This is a genomic window from Allobosea sp. GW823-FHT01F03 (genome assembly GCF_058798075.1).
In genome coordinates this window covers 1,985,311-2,005,607 of the sequence record NZ_CM179505.1, presented here as the reverse complement: position 1 = coordinate 2,005,607, position 20,297 = coordinate 1,985,311, and the positions used below count along the sequence as shown (strand labels likewise).

Here is a 20,297-nt window from a genome sequence, read left to right as displayed (position 1 = left end):
GATCGGCACTGGCCGCCGGCAGGCGCGTCGCAAAACGACGCGACCTAACGGCGCATGGCGAGGCGCGCGCATGATTCGTCGCGTACTCGACATGCTCTACCTGGTTTCCGGCTGGCTCGCCGGGATCAGTCTCGTGGCGATCTTCGCTTTGATGATGTTCCTGTCGATCGGGCGCGAGATCAACTTCAACATTCCCTCCGGTGACGACTTCGCCTCCTGGGCCTTGGTGGCGATGGCCTTTCTCGGCCTGGGCCACACCTTCAAGCGCGGCGAGATGATCCGCGTCGGCCTGCTGATCGAGCGCCTGGAAGGCGGCCGCAGGCGCGCCGCAGAGCTGAGCGCCCTGACGATCGCCGCAGCTTTCATCTGCTATTTCACCTATCAGGCCGGACGCTTGGCCCATGATTCCTGGCGCTTCGACGACATGTCGACCGGCGTCGTCTCGGTGCCCTTGTGGATCCCGCAGCTCGGCATGGTGATCGGGCTCGGCATTCTGCTGATCGCGCTGATCGACGAATGGGTCATCGTGGCGCGCGGGGGTCGGCCGACCTATCTGCCCAAGCCGCCACAATCGGTAGAGGAACTGGTCGAGCGCGTCGCCCAGGGCGGGGGCGTCTGATGGCGCTGCCCGAACTTTCGCTCGTCCTGCTCCTCTTCCTCGTCGGCATTCTCGCGAGCGGCGTCTGGATCGGTGTCGGCCTCGGCCTGGTCGGCCTGCTGGCGATGAATCTCGTCACCGATGTGCCGATCGGCCAGGTCCTGGCGACCACGGTCTGGAGCTCGACGGCCTCCTGGACGCTGGCCGCGTTGCCGCTCTTCATCTGGATGGGCGAGATCCTGTTCCGGACGCGGCTCTCCGAGCAGATGTTCCAGGGCCTCTCTCCCTGGCTGCAATGGCTGCCGGGCCGGCTGATCCACACCAATATCGTCGGCTGCGGCATCTTCGCGGCGGTTTCGGGCTCCTCCGCGGCGACGGTCGCGACGATCGGCAAGATCGCCCTGCCCGAGCTCAAGAAGCGCGGCTATGACGAGCGCCTGAGCCTCGGCACGCTCGCCGGCTCGGGCACGCTCGGCCTGCTGATCCCGCCATCGATCCCGATGGTGGTCTATGCCGTCACCGCCAATGTCTCGGTGCTGCAGGTCTTCCTCGGCGGCTTCCTGCCGGGCCTGCTCGTGATGGCGCTCTATATGGGCTATGTCATCGTCTGGTCCTGGCTCAACCCGGACAAGACACCGCCGCGCGACCCTGCGATGTCGCTGCGCGAGAAGCTGCGCCAATCGGCCAAGCTGGCACCCTGCCTGCTGCTGATCGCCGCCGTGTTCCTGGCGCTGGTGCTCGGCTTCGCGACGGCGACCGAATGTGCCGCTTTCGGCGTCACCGGCGCGCTCTTCCTGGCCTGGTGGAGCGGCACACTGACCTGGCCGACCTTCCTCGAAAGCATAATGAGCGCGACGCGGCTCACCTGCATGATCATGCTGATCCTGGCAGGCGCAGCCTTCTGCACGGCGGCGATGGGCTTCACCGGCATCCCGGCGGCGCTCGCCGCCTGGGTCAAGGGCCAGGAGCTCTCGCCGCACATGCTCGTGCTGGCGCTGACCGTGATGTACATCATCCTGGGTTGCCTGATCGACGGCATCTCGATGATCGTGCTGACCGCCGTCATCGTCCTGCCCATGGTCAAGGAGGCCGGCTTCGACCTCGTCTGGTTCGGCGTCTACCTCGTCATCCATGTCGAGATGGCGCAGATCACCCCGCCGGTCGGCTTCAACCTGTTCGTGCTGCAGAACATGAGCGGCAAGGACACCTGGACGGTTGCGAGGGCCGCCTTCCCGTTCTTCATTCTGCTCAACGTCGCTGTGCTGATCATCACGACCTTCCCGCAGATCGTGCTCTATTTGCCGAAGCTCGCCTTCCCGGATTGAGATCAAGACCAAGACCAAAGCCAACAGAGAGGGAAAACGACATGTTCGACCGCAGATCCGCCATCGCCGCCTTCGCGCTCGGCTGCAGCGCCTTCGCGCTTGCCGCCCCGGCCTCAGCCCAGACCAAATGGAATCTGCCGGCCGCCTATCCCGCCGACAACCCGCATTCGGAGAATCTCGCCCTCTTCGCCAAGGACGTCGAGAAGGCGACATCGGGCAAGCTGCAGATCACCGTCCACCCCGGCGCGGCACTGTTCAAGGCGCCGGAGATCAAGCGCGCTGTCGCCAGCGGCCAGGCCCAGATGGGCGAAGTGCTGATGTCGATCCACGAGAACGAGGACCCGGTCTTCGGCATCGACGTCGTGCCCTTCCTTGCGACCTCCTTCGCGGACTCGATGAAGCTCTACAAGGCCTCCAAGGCGGCGATCGAGAAGAAGCTCGACAGCCAGGGCATCAAGCTCCTCTTCATGGTCCCCTGGGCGCCGCAGGGCGTCTACGCCAAGAAGGAGCTCAACACGATCGAGGACATGAAAGGCCTGAAATGGCGGGCCTATAATGTCGGCACGGCGCGCCTCGGCGATCTGCTCAGCATGCAGTCGGTGACGATCCAGGCGGCCGAGCTGCCGCAGGCGCTGGCCACCGGCGTGGTCAACTCCTTCATGTCGTCGGGCGGCACCGGCTATGATTCCAAGGCCTGGGAGACCCTGACCCATTTCTACGACGTCCAGGCCTGGATCCCGAAGGACGCGACTTTCGTCAACAAGGCCGCCTTCGCCGCGCTCGACAAGCCGACGCAGGATGCCCTGCTCAAGGCCTCGGCCGATGCCGAGGCGCGCGGCTGGAAGATGTGGGAAGAGAAGACCAACTGGTATCTCGACCAGCTCAAGGCCAAGGGCATGAAGGTGCAGGCGCCCTCTCCGGCGCTCGCCGCCGGCTTCAAGAAGGCCGGCGAGACGCTGACGGCCGACTGGCTGAAGAAGGCCGGCGCCGACGGCCAGGCGATCATCGACGCCTACAAGAAGATGTGAGACCGCGCGGCGCCGCCCTTTCGCGGGGCGGCGCCACCGACGCGCTGGCGATGAACGGCCCGCCGGGTCAGCGATCAAGGCCCCGGCGAACCCCACCAGCGAGAACGCAGGCGCGATGCAGGACCCCGACTCCGCCATGTCCGATCAGAAGCCCGCGGTTGCCCCGCTCGGCCCCATCGTCTCCTCCGGCCATCTCGCCTCCGGCGCCATGCCGGCCCTGTCGGAGTTTGAATTCGCGCTCTCCATGACCGTGCATGCCTTCCATCGCTGGATGCTGCGCGGCATGACGGCCTCGGGACTTGCGGATCTCACGCCGATGGACGTGCTCGTCCTGCACAATGTCAACCATCGCGGCAAACCCAAGCGGCTCGCCGACATCTGCCTGATCCTCAACATCGAGGACACGCATGTCGTGAACTACGCCCTCAAGAAGCTCGAGCGCCTCGGCCTGATCAAGGGCGGGCGCAAGGGCAAGGAGAAGACCGCCGCAGTAACGCCGGCGGGCGAGGAGGCCTGCCGGCGCTATGCACAGGTACGCGAACAACTCCTGGTGAAGTCTGTCCTCGCCTCCGGCATCGACCCGCAGCGCCTCTCCGAGATCGCCGCCGCGATGCGCTCTCTTTCGGGGCAATACGACCAGGCGGCACGGGCAGCGGCGAGCCTGTAGCCACCGGCATCGCAACGCGAAGCCCTGCCGTCGGGATAGGCGACATAGCCGCGCCGCCTGTCCGCGAGCCGTCATCGAGCGCAGCCCCTGTGATGATTTCCGGCGTTTCGCCTCAGCCTTGATGACGGTGCCTGCTCGGCACCTTCAGGCAGGGCTCTGCGGCAGATCGGCGTTAGCGCGCAGCGTACTCCGCCTCGAGCCCGCCAAGCCTCGACCAGAAACCGCGCGGCGCCGCGCCGGCGAGCCGATCCTCAAGGATGCCGAGATGCAGGTGCCAGCCGCCGGAGACGCTGGTCATCTCGGTCCTATCGGCGAGCTTGCGATGCGTGACGACGAGCCGGACACGCTCGCCTTCCGGGGTGAGCTCGAACGTCACCTCGGATTTCGTCGGCGCCTCGCCCGGCCAGGTGAAGGCGATCGCCCGAAGCGGCTCGTAGCGCGTCACCGCACCATGGCCGAGCCAGCCCTTCTCATGCGCCTCGCGATAACGCTCGGGCGGCGCCTCGTCGGTGATCTCAGAATGCTTGAACAGCAGCTCGACCTTGCCGCCGACGCGCGGCTCGATCTCGCCCGAAGCGAGCCAGGTCCCGCGCTTGCCGGACTCGGTGATGTAGGCCCAGACCCGCTCCAGAGGTCCCGGCAGGATCCGCTCGAAGCGCACCGCCCCGCTTTCCAGAACAACGCCATGCTCGTTCATCATTCCATTCCCTCATCTGTCCCGGGCTTTGCCAATTCCTGCTCGAGCCGGCCGAGCGAGGCGGTCCAGAAGCCGCGCACCTGCCGGACCCAGGCCTCGAACGCCTCCAGGCCGCCGGGATCGAGCCGGTAGATGCGGCGCTGGCCGCTGATCTCGACGGTCACCAGCCCGGCCGCCTTCAGAACCTTGAGATGCTGCGAGATCGCCGGAGCACTGACTTCGAAGCGCGCCGTGATTTCGCCTGCTGCCAGGGCGCCTTCGCCCAGCATCTCGATGATGCGTCGACGGGTGGGGTCTGCGAGTGCCATGAACCGATCCATAGCCATGTATTTCTTAATTCACTTAATTAAGTCAATACGAAAATAAAGCATGCCAGCGGCCTTGTGCCGGACGCGGCCTGCCCTTGCGTCGGGCGACTTGCTTCGGCGTCGGCTACGGGCGATGGAACCGGCTCCTGCTCTGCCCAAAAGATCGCCATGCCCAGCCGCAACACCACGCTCGCCGGTATCGCCATGATGCTGCTGGGCATCCTGCTGTTCTCGCTCAACGACGTGATGGGGAAATGGCTGGTCGCGACCTATACGGTCGGCCAGGTCCTGCTCCTGCGCTCGGCGGCCGCGCTGCTGGTGATCATCCCCTTCGTGGTGAAGCAGGGCGTCGGCCGCACGCTGCGTCCCGAACGGCCGGGCCTGCAGCTGCTGCGGGTCACGCTCGGATCCTGCGAGGTCGCGCTGTTCTATTGGGCGGTCTCCTATCTGCCGCTCGCCGACACGATGACTCTCTGGCTGGCCGCACCGGTCTGGGCAGTGGTGCTCGCCGCATTGCTGCTCGGCGAGCGGGTCGATGCCGGCCGCTGGCTCGCCGTCGCCGCGGGCTTCGTCGGTGTCGCGATCGCACTCAACCCCTCCGGGCAGAGCCTGTCCCTGCCGGCATTGATCGCGCTGGTCGGCAGTTTCTCCTTCGCCGCGATGATGATCACCGGCCGGCAATTGCGCGGCACGCCCGACGTCACCCTGGTCTTCTGGCAGACGCTCGGCGCGCTGGTGATGGGCCTCCTGCTGCTGCCCACCGGCTGGGTGACGCCGACCCTGGCCGATCTCGGCCTGCTCGCCTTGCTCGGCATCATCGCCATGGTCGCGCATCTGTGCGTGACGCGCTCGCTGAAGCTCGCCGAAGCCTCGGTCGTCGTGCCCTATCAGTACACGCTGATCGTCTGGGCGCTGGTCTTCGGCTGGTTCGTTTTCGGCGACTGGCCGACGCCCGCCATGCTGCTGGGCGCCGCCCTGATCGTCGCCGCGGGCCTCGCTCTGCTCGTTCTCGAAAGGCGCGCCGGCAATGCGGCCGCCGAAGCCGCTAAGGAACGGGTGACGATCGAGCAGCACTGACGGCGGGGTGGGAGCGAAAAGGGCGGGACCGCCTGCTCGCGCGAGCGCGACCGACATCGCGACCGACATGGCGATCGGTCGTTGCCGCAACCTGTCGCGCCCACCGCATGACGGCGCCTCGCTTCACCCAACATCGCGTTCTCGCCGGGGCGTCCTGCACCGGTGTCAGAACGCCGGGGCTGGCATCGATGGCGCGAACGCGCGACAAGACAGCCGACCGGCCGCAGCGCCGAAAGCTCGCGAGGAAATGTGATGGCGACGATCTCCTATCTGACGACGGTGCAGTTCGGCTTCGGCGAGCTCAAGACGGTTGCTGACGGCCTCGCCCAGCTCGGCATCTCCCGTCCGCTGATCGTCACCGATCGCGGCCTCGCCGCCACCGACCTGATCGATCGCCTGCGTGCCGCCTCCCCTGTCCTCGGCAATGCCGCGCTCTTTTCGGAAACGCCGACCAATCCGACCGAGGAAGCCGTTCTCGCGGCGCTGGCGGTCTACCGCGAACATGGCTGCGACGGCCTGGTCGCGATCGGCGGCGGCTCGCCGATCGACCTCGCCAAGGGCGTCGCCCTGCTCGCCGGCCATGACGGTCCGCTCGAAAACTATGCCGCGATCCTCGGCGGCATCCCGAAGATCACCGCCAAGGTCGCGCCCGTCATCGCCATCCCGACCACCGCCGGCACCGGCAGCGAGGTCGGCCGCGCCGCGCTGATCACGCTGAACGACGGCCGCAAACTCGGCTTCATCTCGCCCCATCTGATCCCGAAGCTGGCGGTCTGCGACCCCGACCTGACGCTCGGCCTGCCTTCCTGGCTCACCGCCGCGACCGGCATGGACGCGATCACCCATTGCATCGAGACCTATCTCAGCCCGCGCGACAATCCGGTCGCCGAAGCCATCGCCCTCGACGGGCTGAAGCGCGCCGTCGGCCATATCGAACGCGCCGTCGCCGACGGCTCGGATCGCGAGGCCCGCAAGGAGATGCTGATGGCGGCCCTGCAGGGCGGCCTCACCTTCCAGAAGGGGCTCGGCGCCGTGCACGCCCTCTCCCATCCTCTCGGCGGACTGAAGCAGATCTCGCTGCATCACGGCACGCTCAACGCCGTGCTGCTGCCGGCCGTGCTGCGCTTCAACGAGCCTTCGGCCAAGGAGAAGTACGCCGAGATCCGCCGCACGCTCGAACTTGCCCCCGATGCCGATCTCGCGGCATGGATCGCTGGCCTGACCGCGCGCCTCGGCATGCCGGCGAGCCTTTCGGCCATGGGCGTGCCGCGCGAGGTGCTCCCGGCGATCGCGCAGGCCGCCGTCCAGGATCATTCCAGCGCCACCAACCCGCGCGCCGCCACCGCCTCCGACTACGAGGCCATGCTGGCGGCCTCCTTCGGCTAGGCGCAAAGCGCGATAGGAAAGCCACAATCCGCGACGGTTTGCGCCCGAAACGCAACCGTCGCCTTGACCGGGACGGGCCTCGCCTCCATCGTAGCGCGACGGATTCAGTCCCATTTTCCGAAGGCCGCCCATGCGCCGCGTTTCGCTTTTCTCGGCCCTTGCCGCCACGCTCTGCCTCGCAGCCCTGCCGGCTCAGGCAGGCGGCGAACCTTATGGCGACCCGGCCTATCGCTCGGGCGGCCGCTATGTCGACCCGGCCGACCGGGCCGAAGCGCGCATCATCCCGATGCATGGCAATCTGCCGGCCTGCGAGGATCCGGCCGTGCTCGGCGAGATCACCAGCTGGTTCAACTCGCGCGAGGCCAAGTTCTGGGGCCCGCTGCAGATCGTCAATTTCGATCGGGTCAGGCCGATCGCCTGGCGCCCCTGGGGCGCGGACTTCATCCCGCGCCGCTTCTGCACCGCCCGCGTCATGACCAATGACGGCGTGCTGCGCCGCGTCGACTATTCGGTGCGCGAGAATCTCGGCCTGTTCGGCTGGACCTGGAACGTCAACTGGTGCGTCGACGGCCTCGACCGCCATCGCTCCTACGCCCCCGGCTGTCAGATGGCGCGCCCCGGCCCCGAGCGGTAACATCCAACCATGAAGCTCCCGCGCGCCTGGCTGTCAGCGCTGGCGCTGCTCGGTCTTGCGGCGTTCGGTGCTCCGGCGCAGGCGCAGTATGGCCGCGGCGGCGCACCCGGTGATTTCGACTTCTATGTGCTCGCCCTCTCCTGGTCTCCGGGCTTCTGCGAGCTCGAAGATGGCGGCCGCGGGCGCTCGCGCGAGCAATGCGCGCCCGGGGCCAATCCCGGCTTCGTCGTACACGGGCTCTGGCCGCAGAATGAACGCGGCTATCCGACCGATTGCGGCCCGGCCGGGCGCAACCCGTCGCGCATGGCGTTGTCGGAGGCCGAGGGCTTGTTCCCGACGGAAGGCCTGGCCCGCCATCAATGGCGCAAGCATGGCACCTGCACCGGCTCCAGTCCCGCCGGCTATTTCGCCGATGTCCGCCGTGCCCGTGAGAAGGTCGTGATTCCGCCAGCGCTGCGCGGCAGCGACCGCGACCAGACCTGGACGCCGATCGAGCTCGAACGCGCCTTCGTCGCCGCCAATCCCGGCCTGCGTACCGACATGATGTCGGTCGCCTGCCGCCGCGGCCTGCTGCAAGAGGTGCGAATCTGCTTCACCCGCGATCTGCGTGGCTTCCGCAGCTGCCAGGAGGTCGACCGCTCCGGCTGTCGCGCACCCGATATCAGAATCACGGCCAGCCCCTGAGCGCATGCGGCGGCGGCCGATATCGGCCGGGCGCAAAGCAGGCTATAGCATCGGACCGAGAAGTGGATTCCACTTTTCGGAAAACTCCGATGCGATAACAATGAGATAGATCGCCGTGACCGCGTCCGAACGGACGCGCGGCGATCTAAGAGCGCCCCATGAATTACCGACACGGTTTCCACGCCGCGAACTTCGCCGACATCCTCAAGCACGTCGTGCTGATGCGCATCCTCACGCATCTCAACGCCAAGGATAAACCCTATCGCGTCATCGACACGCATGCCGGGGCCGGACGCTACGATCTCGGCTCTGACGAAGCCCTGCGCACGCATGAATGGCGCGACGGCGTGGCACGACTCGATCAGGCGCCGCTCGCACCGGCGGTCGAGACGCTGCTCGCCCCCTGGCGCAAGGCGGTTGCGGCCGCGCGCGCCCTCTACGGCGCAACCTCCTATCCCGGCTCACCGTGGTTCTGCCGCCAGGCGATGCGCGACGACGACCGGCTGATCGCCGCCGAACTGCATGAAGGTACCTATAGCAAGCTCGTCCAGGCGATCGGCCGCGACGCGCGCTGCAAGGCACTCGCCATCGACGGCTGGACCGCGCTCGGCGCCAATGTCCCGCCGAAGGAACGGCGTGGTCTCGTCCTGATCGACCCGCCCTTCGAGGAGAAGGACGAGTTCGAGACGCTGGCCCGCGCCCTCATCGCCGCCTGGCGAAAATGGCCGACCGGCATCTATGCGCTCTGGTATCCGATCAAGGACCGGCGCGCCGTCGACCACCTGATCGAGGCCATCGACGAAGCGGGCATCGGCCGCCTGCTCAGGCTCGAGATCGATGTCGATCGCCCCGAAGCGGCCGGCGGGCTGAGCGCCACCGGGCTGCTCGTCGTCAACCCACCCTGGTTGCTGATGCAGGAAGCCGAGATCCTGCTGCCGGCCTTGTGCGAGCGCCTCGCACAGGGGCCGCGTCCGCGCTATCGATGCGAGGCGATCCGCCCTGACGGCTGATCCCGCTTCCGATTCGCTTCGAGCCCGAAAGCCCTGCCATGCTGATCCTGCGCTCCTCGCCCGCCTCCCCCTTTGGCCGCAAGGTCAAGCTCGCCCTCGCCGAACTCGGCCTGAGTGACCGGGTCGAAGTCGCCGCCACCGATACGACCAATCCCGCGGATTCGCTGCGCACCCAGAACCCGCTCGGCAAGATCCCGACGCTGGTCCTCGAGGACGGCACCACGCTGTTCGATTCGCGCGTTATCGTCGAATATCTCGACCATATCGCCGGCGGCGGCAGGATCATCCCGGCAGGCGCAGAACGCTTCGCACAATTGCGGCTGCAGGCGCTCGCTGACGGGATCTGCGATGCGGCACTCCTGCAAGTCTACGAGGTTCGCTTCCGGCCCGCCGAAATCCGCCATGCCGGCTGGGTCGAGAACCAGCAGGGCAAGATCGACCGGGCACTGGCGGCGCTCGAAGCCGAGCCGCCGGCCTTCGCCGACCGACCGCGGATCGGCGAGATCGCGCTCGCCTGCGCGCTCGGCTATCTCGATCTTCGTCATGAGGGCAAATGGCGCGCCGCGCATCCTCGGCTCGTCGCCTGGCTCGACGCTTTCTCCGCAAAGATGCCGGCCTTCGAGGCGACGCGCGTCAAGAGCTGAGGGCCCGACGGCTCCGGCAGCGCGCGCCGCGCAAGTCGCCGGCGCGTTCATATTTCAGCGTCACAAGATCAAGGCCGCCTCCAAGGCGGCCTTTTGCATGTTCGGGCAGGACCACGTCCGCGGCTACGCCGTGCTCCAGACAAAGAAAAACCCGGTGGCCGAAGCCACCGGGTCCGTTCCGTCTCCGTAAGGAGAGATCAGAACTTGTAGCTGAGGCGGGCGCGCACGACCGAGAAGTCGGTGCCGACCTTGGTGCCAGCGCCGGCGATGTTCTTCTCGCCGAGGTCGACGTAGAGGTACTCGACGCCGCCGATCAGGTTGTTGGTGAAGGCGTACTCGACGCCGCCGCCGACAGTCCAGCCGCCGGTGTGCGAACGATCCGACGAGAAGGCCAGGGTCGGGATCGAGGTCTTCACGTTGCCATAGGCCCAACCACCGGTGATGTAGGGCATGAACCGGTCGAAGGCGACGCCGACGCGAGCGCGGACGGTGCCGAAGTACTCGGTCTTGACGCTGTCACCGAAGACGTTGCGGCCGGTGCCGAGGTCGGCGCCCTGGATGTCGGCTTCGGCGCCGATCACGAACTGGCCCATCTGGTAGTTGTAGCCGATCTGGCCACCACCGACGAAGCCGTCGAGATTGCCGATGTTGTTGGCCCAGCCGTTGAGGTTCACATTGCCCCAGCCGTAGCCGGCGTTGGCGCCGACGTAGAAGCCGGTCCAGGTGAACACGGGAACGTAAACCGGGGCAACGACCGGGCCCTTGCGGCTCGGCAGGTCGGCAGCGGAGGCAGCGCCAGCGGCGACGAGACCGAGGGCCGCAACGCCCGAAAGCAGGAACTTCTTCATGGTGTACTCCTTGATAGTCGTCGCTGAGGCCGGCACCGGTCCGGCAGTGATATCGATGACCCCTTTATAAGGTCGATAGCCAGCCGTGTCTGTTGCGGCAAGAACACATCTGCTTGCCAGACCGCGGCGAAATTGCGGCAGAATGCGGAAGCAAGAAGGCATATTGATCAACGCCAGTTAGTGATTGTTAAGACAGAGTGAATGGTGAATCAAATACTAACGCAACGGCAGGCGCCAAGACATCGAACGGCCGGGGTCACCACACAAACGCCGCAATCCGAATTGGGTTCCCGCGGGCACGGATAGGCGCCGGGGCCGGGCTTGCTTGCAGGGGGCGGCAGCCCATGCTTAAGCCGGAATGCCCTCCCACAGAGACGTTTGCGTGCCGCCTATCTCGATCTTCATCATCGCCCGCGACGAAGCCGACCGGATCGGCCGCACCATTGCGGCGGTGCGCTCGCTCAGCGACGACATCGTGGTGGTCGATTCCGGCTCCACCGACGGCACGCAGGCCGTTGCAGCCGAGCTGGGCGCTCGCGTCATAGAGAACCCCTGGCCAGGCTATGGCCAGCAGAAGCGCTTCGCCGAGGAACAATGCCGCCATTCCTGGCTGCTCAATCTCGATGCCGACGAGGTGGCACCTCCCGAACTCGTGAACGAGATCGCCGCTCTGTTCGCCGCCGGTGAGCCCTCCGCAGACGCCTACAGGCTGCGCATTGCCGAGGTCTTCCCCGGCGAGGGCGCACCGCACCGTTTCGCCTATGCCCTGACTCCGGTCCGCCTCTACCGCAGCGACAAGGGACGCTATTCGCCCTCGCCGGTTCACGACCGGGTCGAGTTGCAGCCCGGAACGCGGGTCGGCAGCCTGAAGGGCACGATCCATCACTATTCCGTGCGTTCGCTCGGCGAGCAGATCGCCAAGCTGAATTCCTATAGCGATGCCCAGGCCGAGGATCTCGACCAGCGCGGCGAAACGCTCTCGGCCTTGCGGCTGGCGCTGGAATTCCCCGGCAACTTCTTCAAGGCCTATGTCGGCCGCCGCCACGCTCTGCGCGGCGTCTACGGCTTCATGACGGCCATGAATTACGCGTTCTACCGCTATCTGCGCGTCGCCAAGCACTGGGAGCGCCGGCTCCAGCGTCGCGGCGAACGCCACGAAGGAGGCCCGAATGGCCGCTGAGGTCGCACTCGTCACCGGAGGAGCCCGTCGCATCGGCCGCGCCATCGTCGAACGTCTGGCGGAATCAGGCTATGCGGTGGTGATCCATTGCAACCAGTCGCGCAGCGAGGCCGAGGAACTCGCCGCGCAGATTCGTGCGAAAGGTGGCCAGGCCGCCGTCGTCACCGCCGATCTGGTCGATGCCGCAGCGGTCGACGGCGTTCTGCCGGCCGCGGAAGCAGCCTTCGGCCCCGTCACGCTGCTGGTCAACAACGCCTCGAGCTTCCTGATCGACGATGTCCGCTCGCTCGAGGTGCTGCGCTGGAACCGGCAATTCTCGATCAACCTGCGGGCCCCTTCGGTCCTCGCCGGGGCGATGGCCAACCGGCTTCCGGCGGACCGGCAAGGTGCGATCGTCAACATCATCGATCAGCGCGTCCGGAAGCTGACGCCGCAATACTATTCCTACACGCTGACCAAATCGGCCTTGCTTGCGGCGACGACGACCATGGCGCAGGCGCTCGCCCCGCGCATCCGCGTCAACGCCGTCGGCCCCGGCCCGACCTTCGCCAATGCGCATGGCGGCGAAAGCGCCCTTGCCGCCGAGGCGGCCGGGACGCTGCTGAACCGCAAGGTCGAGCCCCGGGAGATCGCCGATGCCGTACTTTATCTTGCCCGCGCCGAAGCGATCACCGGCCAGATGATCGCGGTCGACGCCGGCCAGCATCTCGCCTGGCGCACGCCCGATATCGTCGACTGACGGCGCCGGTCGCTCAGACTTTCGCCTCGGTGCTGTAGGGCGCCCGGCCGCTCGCCAGCGCGTCGTCGAGCAATTCGAGCCTGTCCTGGCCCCAAAACACCTCGCCGCCGAGGACATAGCTCGGCGCGCCGAAGACACCGGCCTTCACCGCCGCCTCGCTCGAGGCCGCATAGCGCGCCGCCACCGCCTCCGACTCGGCTTCGCCGACCAGCGCCTCGCCGTCGAGCCCGGACGCATCGGCCATCCCGATCACCAAATCGCGCTGCGACAGGTCGAGCTCCTGCGCCCAGACGCCGGCCAGCACGCGCTCCATGAAGCCGCCGGGGTCCTTGCCGGCGAGCGTCGCGGCGATCAGCGCCCGGTCGGCCAGTGCGATGTCGAGCGGGAAATGGCGCGGGAACAGGTTCAGCGCCTTGCCGCGCCGCTCGCGCCAGCGCTGCAATTCGAGGATGCGATACCGCTGGCGCACCGGATGGCGCTTGGGCAGCGGCAGGCCGCCGGTCTCGTCGAAGACCGAGCGCAACGGCACCGGAAGATAGTTGACGGCACAGCCATGACGCGCGGCGATCGACAGGAAGAGCTCGTGCCCGAGATAGGTCCAGGGCGAAAGGAGGGAAAAATAATAGTCGATCTGTCGCTGCATCGCCGGTCTCCACGCAAGGCGTGCGAGATTGCCCTCCCGCAACGCGCCGCGACAAGGGGCTCCGGCGCGACGGCTCATGCGCGAATCGCGTGTACAGATCGAAGCCCAGCGCCCTCGGTGAGGACGCAGCGAATTCAGACGGAATACGCCTCAGGCGGTCTTGTTCTTCACCGCCCCGATGATCGCCGTCAGGATCGCGCCGCCGGCACCGCCGCTGATCAGGTTGGCGAGAATGCCGCCGATGCTGAGATTCCCGCCCGCCGCCGCCGCGGTGATCGCCGGCAGCACGATCGGGACCAGTTGGCCGAGCACGCCGCCGCCCACAAGTCCGGCGATGGTGTTGCCGATGGTGCCCAGATCGAAACTCGGCGAGGCCTTGCCGGCCGCATTGCCGCCGATCGCGCCGGCGACCAGATTCATCAGAATCTGTTCCATATGTCCCCCGCAGCCATGTTGATGGTGGATGACCGCGGAAGGATGACTCCGTCCCGTCCCGCAAGCAACCAGAGATGACGCAAGGGCAGGCCGGCAGTGATCAGGTCAGCGTGATCGCCGAAATCAGCCGGCCGTAATCCCCCTCCTGGCGATGGGTGGTGCGGCGGTAGCTGTAGAAGCGCGCCTCGTCGGCATAGGTACACAGGCCAAGATCGATGAAACGACCGATCCCCGCCTCCTGGGCGCGATGGGCAATGAAGGCCGGCAGGTCGAACATTGCATGCGCCGGACGCTCCGAGGCATGAAAGAAGCGCGAGAAGGTCGGATTTTCCGCCTTGAAGCGCTCGATGAATTCCGGCCCGACTTCATAGGCCGCGGCGCTGATCGTCGGGCCGAGCACGGCGATGATGCGCTCGCGCCGCGCGCCGAGCTTCTCCATCGCCGTCACGGTCGCGCCGACGACACCGCTGAAAGCGCCCTTCCAGCCCGAATGCGCGGCACCGATGACCCCTGCCTCGCTGTCAGCGAACAGGATCGGCCCGCAATCGGCGCTGGAAACACCGAGCGCGACACCGTGAGCGATCGTTACCATCGCATCGGCCTGCGGACGCTCGGCCGGCCAGGGCCCGGTCACGACAGCCACATCGGGCGAATGCACCTGGTAGACGCTGACGAACTTGTCGCGCTCGACGCCGAGCTGCGCCGCCATGCGCGCCCGATTCTCGGCGACATGGCCCTGGTCGTCACGCGAACCGACGCCGCCGTTCAGCGAGGCATAGATCCCGGTCGAGACCCCGCCCTCGCGCGTGAAGAAGGCATGCCGGATGCCGGTTTCACCGGCAAGATCGGGAGAGGTGATGAACATCGCTTTCCAGCTCCGATTCAGGGGGCGGCCTGCTCTGGCAGGCGATGAAGGTCAAATCCGGGCAGCAAGGGCAGGCGCGGGTCGGCCAGTGCCAACACCTTGAAGAGCTGCCCCATATCAGTCCCACGGTCGGCTGCGACGAGCCGGCTCGCGCCGGCGGCGAGCCTGGCCGCCTGCTCCGGCACCGCCCGCCGCGACAGCGCCGCAACGCGCTGTTCGAGCCCCAGCGCCAGCAGGAAATCGCGCTGCGTAACCGCGCCATGCACTGCCGCGCCAGCCGCCCGACCAGCCTGCGCCATGCGCGCGAAATCGACGTGGACGGTCAGATCGGCATCGCCCGGCTCGGCCAACGGATCGACGAAGCCGTGCTGCCGCATCGCCTGGAGGGTATCGCCGAAGCCGGTCTGCACCGCGCCATAATCGATGAAGAGACCCGCACCGCCCTCTGCCGCGACATGGCGCGCAACGGTCGCAACCGTCTCCAGCGCCGCGAGCGGCTGCTCCAGCACGGCGCCTTGCGGAGCTGCGTGCGCCATCCGCCCTTCGGGTTCGGCAGACAAGCCGAAAGCGAAGCGCCCCTCGCCGTCGAGGCCGACCAGCCGCTCGCGCCAGCCTTCCGGCGTCAGGACGAACTGATCGAGTGGCAGGGCGTCGAGGAATTCATTGGCGACGATGAGCGCCGGCCCGTCCAGCGCGTCCTCGATCCGCTCATGCCAGACGGGAGCCATGCCGCTCGCGGCCAGCGTCGCCCTCTGCCGCTCGCGCAGCACCGGGCTGGTCTCGACCATGTGGACGGTCAGCGCCTCGCGAAAACCGGACACGACCTTGCCGGCTCGCAGCATGTCCTGCATCAGCGTGCCACGGCCGGGGCCGAGTTCGACGAGGCGGAACGGCGCCGGCTCGCCCATCATGCGCCAGGCGGTCGCCGCCCAGAGCCCGATCAGCTCGCCGAATATCTGGCTGATCTCCGGCGCCGTGGTGAAGTCTCCGGCAGCGCCGAACGGGTCCTGCTTCATGTAGTAGCCATGACGCGGATGGCCGAGGGCGAGTGCCATGTAGCGGGAGACGCTGAGCGGCCCCTCGTCGCGGATCAGCCGGGCGAGCTCCTGCCCCAGCGGCGTCACGATTGCGCCTGCCCTCGCCGCGCACGCAGGACCAAAGCGAGCCCCGCCAGGAACAGCGGGATCGACAGCAGCATGCCCATGGTCAGCCCGCCGCCGCTGCCCATGCCGGTGCCGAACAGGAAGCCGAGCTGCGGATCCGGCTCGCGGAAGAACTCGGCGGCGATGCGCGCCACCGCATAGCCCATGCCGAACACGCCGGCGACGAGGCCCGGCCGCCTGAAGCCGCCGGCCCGCACGACCAGAGCGAGCAGGAGGAAGAGCACCAGCCCCTCGCCGAAGGCCTCGTAGAGCTGGCTTGGATGGCGCGGCACCGGCCCGGCATGCGGGAAGACCATCGCCCATGGCACGTCCGGCGCCGGCCGGCCCCAGAGCTCGGCATTGATGAAATTGGCGATGCGGCCGAGGAACAGGCCGATCGGCACGACCGCAGCCGAGAGATCGAAGACGCTGAGCACCGGCACGCCGCGCCGGCGCGCGAACAGGACGAGCCCGGTCGCGGCTCCGACCAGCCCGCCATGAAAGGACATGCCGCCCTGCCAGACCGCGACGATGTCCTGCGGGCGCGCCAGATAGCGCTCGAGATCATAGAACAGCACGAAGCCGAGGCGCCCGCCGAGAACCACGCCGAGCGCGACGAAAAGCAGCATGTCGTCGAGTTGGTCGGCGCCAGGCCGGGCGCGGCCGCCCCACAGTCCGTCGGCCATTACCAGCTTGCGGGCATACCACCAGCCGCCGAGCAGCCCGGCGACATAGGCGAGACCATACCATTTGATCGCGACCGGCCCGAGCTGGAGCGCGACCGGATCGATCACCGGGAAGGGAATGGCGAAGACGGGCATCGGCAGGCAATCCGGGAGGCTGAACGCGTGATGTCGAACGCTGACGGGGCGCGGTCAAGCGGAAATGCGCACCGCTCGCCCGCTGGCGACCGCATTGACGGGCCCGGCCTGCGCTCCGGTCAGGGCAACCCGGAATCGCCGAACCGCGGTCAGTTGTCCTTGGTCCGGCGACGGCGGACCGGCTTCGCCTCGCTCGACTCCGGCAGCTTGGCCTTGGCTTCGGCCTCGACCGCTTCCTTGGCGAGACGCAGCGCCTTCAGGCGCTCCGTCTTCTGTCGCACCTGGAGGGCTTCGTCCTCGATCGTCTGCCAGACCAGCGAAGCATCGCGCTTGCGCTGTTCGGATTTCTCGAAAGCGACCTGCGCGCGCGCCTTGGCATCTTCCAGCTTCATGTTGCGGCTCGACATGGCAACCTCTCTCCAGCTGGTGCCCGATGCGTGTCAGCTCGCCGGGCGGGGCGCCATGCCGGGCCGGGCCGTCCTGCCAAGCGGTGGCTTGCGCTTCGGTGCGGGCAGCAGGCCATCGCGCTGCGCCTGCTTGCGCGCCGCTTTCCTTGCACGCCGGATGGCATCGGCGCGTTCGCGCACACGCCGCTCGGACGGCTTCTCATAGGACCGGCGCTGCTTCATTTCCCGAAACACGCCTTCGCGCTGCATCTTCTTCTTCAGGACACGCAGCGCCTGATCGACATTGTTGTCGCGCACAAGAACCTGCATCGGCATCCTTTCTTCAAAAAACAAAAAAGGGCCGGGCTTGATGTCCCGACCCCTCGATAGCCCTTGCCTCAGAGCGTCACGTGATGGCGCCAGTACATCCGTGGTCGCCGTTCAGATCGCTTCGCCCGTGGCGGCGGGCCTTCATTCGGCGCGCAGATTATCCGCCGACATCTTGCCGGAGCGCTTGTCCTGGACCAGCTCGTAGCTGATCTTCTGGCCATCGCGCAGATCGCGCATGCCTGCCCGCTCGACGGCGCTGATATGGACGAACACGTCCTGACCGCCATCATCCGGCTGAATGAAACCAAAACCCTTGGTGGCGTTGAACCACTTGACCGAACCCGAGCTCATCGGAGCCTCCTACAGTCGTACTTAATTAAGCCACACGAAACAGTGCAGCGGCGATTTCGAACAGAGGAGGAAGATCGTCAGCGCGGCGCATTCACGAGCACCGAGGCCAAGTCGTTCGGCCCAATATCGAAACACAGATATAGAGTCCGGGATCGATTTTGTCAATAAAAAATTCAAAAATCGGTCAAATCACCTCTCGGCCACCCTCGCAGATCGCCCGTAAAATCTCGATCACATCAACGGAAAATGAGCAAGCTGACCGCCCGAATACAGAGCTATTCAAGCGAGCGAGCGTCCCGTTCATCGGCGCGAAACCGTACGTGATGCGCCCGGCGGGATGGAGCCGCTCCTGACATGACGAAGCGCCTGCGGCATCCTACATGCAGACCATGAATCGCGAACGCCCCGACATCCCCGAAGACGAGATCGAGCTGGAGGACGAGACCAACCTCCCCGCGCCCGAGCCTGCGCTCGACCTCGGCGAGGCCTCTCCCGGCGCGCTCAAGGCCGGCATCGAGGTGATCGCCGAATTCGCCAGGCACCTGCCGAACAAGCCCGGCGTCTACCGGATGTTCGATCGCGCCGGCGAGGTGCTCTATGTCGGCAAGGCCAAGAGTCTGAAGAACCGGGTCTCGGCTTACGCCCGCGGCATGGCCCACACCAATGCGGTGGCGCGGATGATCGCCGAGACCGCGAATATGGAGTTCGTCACCACCGGCACCGAGACCGAGGCGCTGCTGCTCGAATCGAACCTGATTAAGCAGCTCAGGCCGCGCTACAACGTACTGCTGCGCGACGACAAATCCTTTCCCTACATCTTCCTCTCCGGCGATCATCCGGCGCCGCAGATCGCCAAGCACCGCGGCTCGCGCCAGCGCAAGGGCGATTATTTCGGCCCCTTCGCCTCGGTCTGGGCGGTGGAACGCACCATCGACGCCCTGCAGAAGGCCTTCCTGCTGCGCTCCTGCTCGGACAGCTATTACGAGAACCGCACGCGGCCCTGCCTGCTCTTCCAGATCAAGCGCTGCTCAGGTCCCTGCACCGGCGAGATCTCGCACACCGACTATCAGGCCCTCGCCGACCAGGCGCGCAACTTCCTCTCCGGCCGCTCCTCGGCGGTGAAGCAATTGCTCTCCGAACGCATGCAGGCGGCGGCCGAGGAGCTCGAATTCGAGAAGGCAGCGCGTTATCGCGACCGGCTGGCGGCGCTCTCGGCGGTGCAGGCCGGACAGGACATCAACACCCAAGGCGTCGAGGAAGCCGACGTCTTCGCCATCGACGAGCAGGCCGGTCAGTTCTGCGTCGAGATCTTCTTCTTCCGCAACAAGCAGAACTGGGGCAACCGCGCCCTCTTCCCGCGCGCCGACAAGAGCCTGAGCCCGGCCGAGGTGCTCGCCTCGGTCGTCACGCAGTTCTACGACGACAAGCCGCCGCCACGGCTGGTGCTGGTCTCGCATGATCTGCCCGAGGCCGAGCTGATCGCCGAAGCGCTGTGCACCCGCGCCGGCCGCAAGGTCGAGCTCGCCGCCCCCAAGCGCGGCGAGCGGCGCGATCTCGTCGCCCATGCCCAGAAAAACGCGCATGAGGCGCTCGCCCGCAAGCTCGCCGACAATGCCGGCCAGCAGAGCCTGCTCAGCGCGCTCGGCGTCGCCTTCGGCATGGCGAAGGCGCCGCGCCGCGTCGAGGTCTACGACAACTCCCACATCATGGGCACCAACGCGGTCGGCGGCATGGTGGTCGCGGGCAGGGACGGCTTCATGAAGAGCCATTACCGCACCTTCAACATCTCCAGCGACACAATCGCCGGCGACGATTTCGGTATGATGCGCGAGGTGCTGAAGCGGCGCTTCTCGCGGCTGGCGAAGGAGGGAGCAGCAGCAGAGCCCCCTTCCGGCCCTCATCCTGAAGCGGCCGTCTCGCAGGATGCTCCAGAAGGCGACCGCGCTTCGGCCACCATCCTTCGAGACGCGCCTGACGGCGCTCCTCAGGATGCGGTTTCCGCTGGGACGGATGAAACAGCGCCCGAGCCCGACGACGCCCCCTTCCCCTCGCGTCCCGACCTCGTCATCGTCGACGGCGGCAAGGGGCAGTTCGAAGCGGCGCGCAAGATCATGGCCGAATGCGGCGCGACCGACATCGCGCTCGTCGCCATCGCCAAGGGCGAGGACCGCAACGCCATGCGCGAGACCTTCTTCATGGTCGGGCGCGAGCCATTCAAGCTACCGCCGCGCGACCCTGCGCTCTATTTCATCCAGCGGCTGCGTGACGAGGCCCACCGCTTCGCCATCGGCACGCATCGCGCCAAGCGCAAGCGCGACATCACCAAGAACCCGCTCGACGAGATTCCCGGCATCGGCCCCGCCCGCAAGCGCGCGCTCCTGCTACATTTCGGCACGGTCAAGGCGATCCAGCGCGCCAAGCTCGACGACCTGATGAAGACGCCCGGCGTCAATGCCGCGACCGCCAAGGCCGTTCACGACCATTTTCACGAGCGCTGAG

24 protein-coding genes are annotated in these 20,297 nt (G+C 66.9%); 13 read left to right on the top strand and 11 right to left on the bottom strand.

The genetic code is table 11. The annotated features are described in order from the left end of the window. Positions 1 to 70: 70 nt before the first annotated feature. From AC3RCC_RS09380 to AC3RCC_RS09365, 4 genes are all read left to right on the top strand, one after another. Positions 71 to 619, top strand: a complete 549-nt coding sequence (locus tag AC3RCC_RS09380) for a TRAP transporter small permease (RefSeq protein ID WP_291638797.1) — start codon at positions 71 to 73, stop codon at positions 617 to 619. Next, positions 619 to 1,923: a TRAP transporter large permease gene (locus AC3RCC_RS09375; protein WP_291638796.1), complete on the top strand. Its 1,305-nt coding sequence runs from the start codon at positions 619 to 621 to the stop codon at positions 1,921 to 1,923. The genes AC3RCC_RS09380 and AC3RCC_RS09375 overlap by 1 nt, the downstream gene beginning before the upstream one ends. 41 nt (positions 1,924 to 1,964) lie before the next feature. Continuing rightward, positions 1,965 to 2,951 carry a TRAP transporter substrate-binding protein gene (locus AC3RCC_RS09370; RefSeq protein WP_291638795.1) on the top strand — a complete coding sequence of 329 codons (987 nt, stop codon included), beginning with the start codon at positions 1,965 to 1,967 and terminating at the stop codon, positions 2,949 to 2,951. 136 nt (positions 2,952 to 3,087) lie between these two features. Further along, a complete protein-coding gene (locus AC3RCC_RS09365; protein WP_291638794.1) occupies positions 3,088 to 3,618 on the top strand; it encodes a winged helix DNA-binding protein in 531 nt (176 codons plus the stop codon). A 172-nt stretch (positions 3,619 to 3,790) separates the two neighbouring features. On the opposite strand, the gene AC3RCC_RS09360 is transcribed toward AC3RCC_RS09365, so the two are convergent. After that, positions 3,791 to 4,315: an SRPBCC family protein gene (locus AC3RCC_RS09360; RefSeq protein WP_492258252.1), complete on the bottom strand. Its 525-nt coding sequence runs from the start codon at positions 4,313 to 4,315 to the stop codon at positions 3,791 to 3,793. Then, complete coding sequence (locus AC3RCC_RS09355) at positions 4,315 to 4,623, bottom strand: ArsR/SmtB family transcription factor (RefSeq protein WP_492258251.1); 309 nt, start codon at positions 4,621 to 4,623, stop codon at positions 4,315 to 4,317. The genes AC3RCC_RS09360 and AC3RCC_RS09355 overlap by 1 nt, the downstream gene beginning before the upstream one ends. A 168-nt stretch (positions 4,624 to 4,791) precedes the next feature. On the opposite strand from AC3RCC_RS09355, the gene AC3RCC_RS09350 reads away from it, so the two are divergent. The 6 genes from AC3RCC_RS09350 to AC3RCC_RS09325 all read left to right on the top strand — a co-directional run bounded on the left by AC3RCC_RS09350 (position 4,792) and on the right by AC3RCC_RS09325 (position 10,058). After that, the gene (locus AC3RCC_RS09350; protein ID WP_291638791.1) at positions 4,792 to 5,700 is read left to right on the top strand and encodes a DMT family transporter; all 909 of its coding nucleotides are present in this window, start codon (positions 4,792 to 4,794) and stop codon (positions 5,698 to 5,700) included. 252 nt (positions 5,701 to 5,952) lie between these two features. Further along, positions 5,953 to 7,086 (top strand): 4-hydroxybutyrate dehydrogenase, encoded by a 1,134-nt coding sequence (gene gbd / locus AC3RCC_RS09345; protein ID WP_492258250.1) that lies wholly within the window; start codon positions 5,953 to 5,955, stop codon positions 7,084 to 7,086. 130 nt (positions 7,087 to 7,216) lie between these two features. Beyond that, positions 7,217 to 7,720 (top strand): hypothetical protein, encoded by a 504-nt coding sequence (locus AC3RCC_RS09340; RefSeq protein ID WP_291638789.1) that lies wholly within the window; start codon positions 7,217 to 7,219, stop codon positions 7,718 to 7,720. Between the two features lie 9 nt (positions 7,721 to 7,729). After that, entirely contained in the window at positions 7,730 to 8,404 is a 675-nt protein-coding gene (locus AC3RCC_RS09335) for a ribonuclease T2 family protein (protein WP_492258249.1), read from the top strand. 158 nt (positions 8,405 to 8,562) lie between these two features. After that, positions 8,563 to 9,414: a 23S rRNA (adenine(2030)-N(6))-methyltransferase RlmJ gene (locus AC3RCC_RS09330; RefSeq protein ID WP_492258248.1), complete on the top strand. Its 852-nt coding sequence runs from the start codon at positions 8,563 to 8,565 to the stop codon at positions 9,412 to 9,414. A 38-nt stretch (positions 9,415 to 9,452) separates the two neighbouring features. Continuing rightward, positions 9,453 to 10,058: a glutathione S-transferase gene (locus AC3RCC_RS09325; protein ID WP_291633388.1), complete on the top strand. Its 606-nt coding sequence runs from the start codon at positions 9,453 to 9,455 to the stop codon at positions 10,056 to 10,058. 197 nt (positions 10,059 to 10,255) lie between these two features. On the opposite strand, the gene AC3RCC_RS09320 is transcribed toward AC3RCC_RS09325, so the two are convergent. After that, positions 10,256 to 10,906, bottom strand: a complete 651-nt coding sequence (locus AC3RCC_RS09320) for an outer membrane protein (RefSeq protein ID WP_291633386.1) — start codon at positions 10,904 to 10,906, stop codon at positions 10,256 to 10,258. Positions 10,907 to 11,288: 382 nt separating this feature from the next. Here AC3RCC_RS09320 and AC3RCC_RS09315 point away from each other — a divergent pair, with 382 nt between their 5' ends. Beyond that, positions 11,289 to 12,086 carry a glycosyltransferase family 2 protein gene (locus AC3RCC_RS09315; RefSeq protein ID WP_492258247.1) on the top strand — a complete coding sequence of 266 codons (798 nt, stop codon included), beginning with the start codon at positions 11,289 to 11,291 and terminating at the stop codon, positions 12,084 to 12,086. Further along, a complete protein-coding gene (locus AC3RCC_RS09310; protein WP_291633382.1) occupies positions 12,076 to 12,825 on the top strand; it encodes an SDR family oxidoreductase in 750 nt (249 codons plus the stop codon). Before AC3RCC_RS09315 ends, AC3RCC_RS09310 begins: the two co-directional genes overlap by 11 nt. 13 nt (positions 12,826 to 12,838) lie before the next feature. Here the strand turns inward: AC3RCC_RS09310 and AC3RCC_RS09305 are convergent, their stop codons facing one another. From AC3RCC_RS09305 to AC3RCC_RS09270, 8 genes are all read right to left on the bottom strand, one after another. Next, positions 12,839 to 13,468: a 2-hydroxychromene-2-carboxylate isomerase gene (locus tag AC3RCC_RS09305; RefSeq protein WP_291633380.1), complete on the bottom strand. Its 630-nt coding sequence runs from the start codon at positions 13,466 to 13,468 to the stop codon at positions 12,839 to 12,841. Between the two features lie 150 nt (positions 13,469 to 13,618). Further along, positions 13,619 to 13,903, bottom strand: a complete 285-nt coding sequence (locus tag AC3RCC_RS09300; RefSeq protein WP_291633378.1) for a hypothetical protein — start codon at positions 13,901 to 13,903, stop codon at positions 13,619 to 13,621. Between the two features lie 100 nt (positions 13,904 to 14,003). Beyond that, on the bottom strand, positions 14,004 to 14,768 hold the full coding sequence (gene pgeF, locus AC3RCC_RS09295; RefSeq protein WP_291633377.1) for a peptidoglycan editing factor PgeF: 765 nt from the start codon (positions 14,766 to 14,768) through the stop codon (positions 14,004 to 14,006). 17 nt (positions 14,769 to 14,785) lie between these two features. Continuing rightward, the gene (locus AC3RCC_RS09290) at positions 14,786 to 15,892 is read right to left on the bottom strand and encodes a class I SAM-dependent methyltransferase (protein ID WP_492258246.1); all 1,107 of its coding nucleotides are present in this window, start codon (positions 15,890 to 15,892) and stop codon (positions 14,786 to 14,788) included. After that, positions 15,889 to 16,731 carry a prolipoprotein diacylglyceryl transferase gene (gene lgt / locus AC3RCC_RS09285; RefSeq protein WP_291647278.1) on the bottom strand — a complete coding sequence of 281 codons (843 nt, stop codon included), beginning with the start codon at positions 16,729 to 16,731 and terminating at the stop codon, positions 15,889 to 15,891. The genes AC3RCC_RS09290 and lgt overlap by 4 nt, the downstream gene beginning before the upstream one ends. Positions 16,732 to 16,880: 149 nt before the next feature. Next, positions 16,881 to 17,138, bottom strand: a complete 258-nt coding sequence (locus tag AC3RCC_RS09280) for a hypothetical protein (RefSeq protein WP_492258245.1) — start codon at positions 17,136 to 17,138, stop codon at positions 16,881 to 16,883. A 33-nt stretch (positions 17,139 to 17,171) separates the two neighbouring features. Next, a complete protein-coding gene (gene rpsU, locus AC3RCC_RS09275) occupies positions 17,172 to 17,447 on the bottom strand; it encodes a 30S ribosomal protein S21 (protein WP_452118589.1) in 276 nt (91 codons plus the stop codon). A 141-nt stretch (positions 17,448 to 17,588) separates the two neighbouring features. Next, the gene (locus AC3RCC_RS09270) at positions 17,589 to 17,798 is read right to left on the bottom strand and encodes a cold-shock protein (protein WP_066471138.1); all 210 of its coding nucleotides are present in this window, start codon (positions 17,796 to 17,798) and stop codon (positions 17,589 to 17,591) included. A gap of 389 nt (positions 17,799 to 18,187) precedes the next feature. On the opposite strand from AC3RCC_RS09270, the gene uvrC reads away from it, so the two are divergent. Beyond that, positions 18,188 to 20,296 carry an excinuclease ABC subunit UvrC gene (gene uvrC / locus AC3RCC_RS09265; protein WP_492258771.1) on the top strand — a complete coding sequence of 703 codons (2,109 nt, stop codon included), beginning with the start codon at positions 18,188 to 18,190 and terminating at the stop codon, positions 20,294 to 20,296. Position 20,297: the final 1 nt, after the last annotated feature.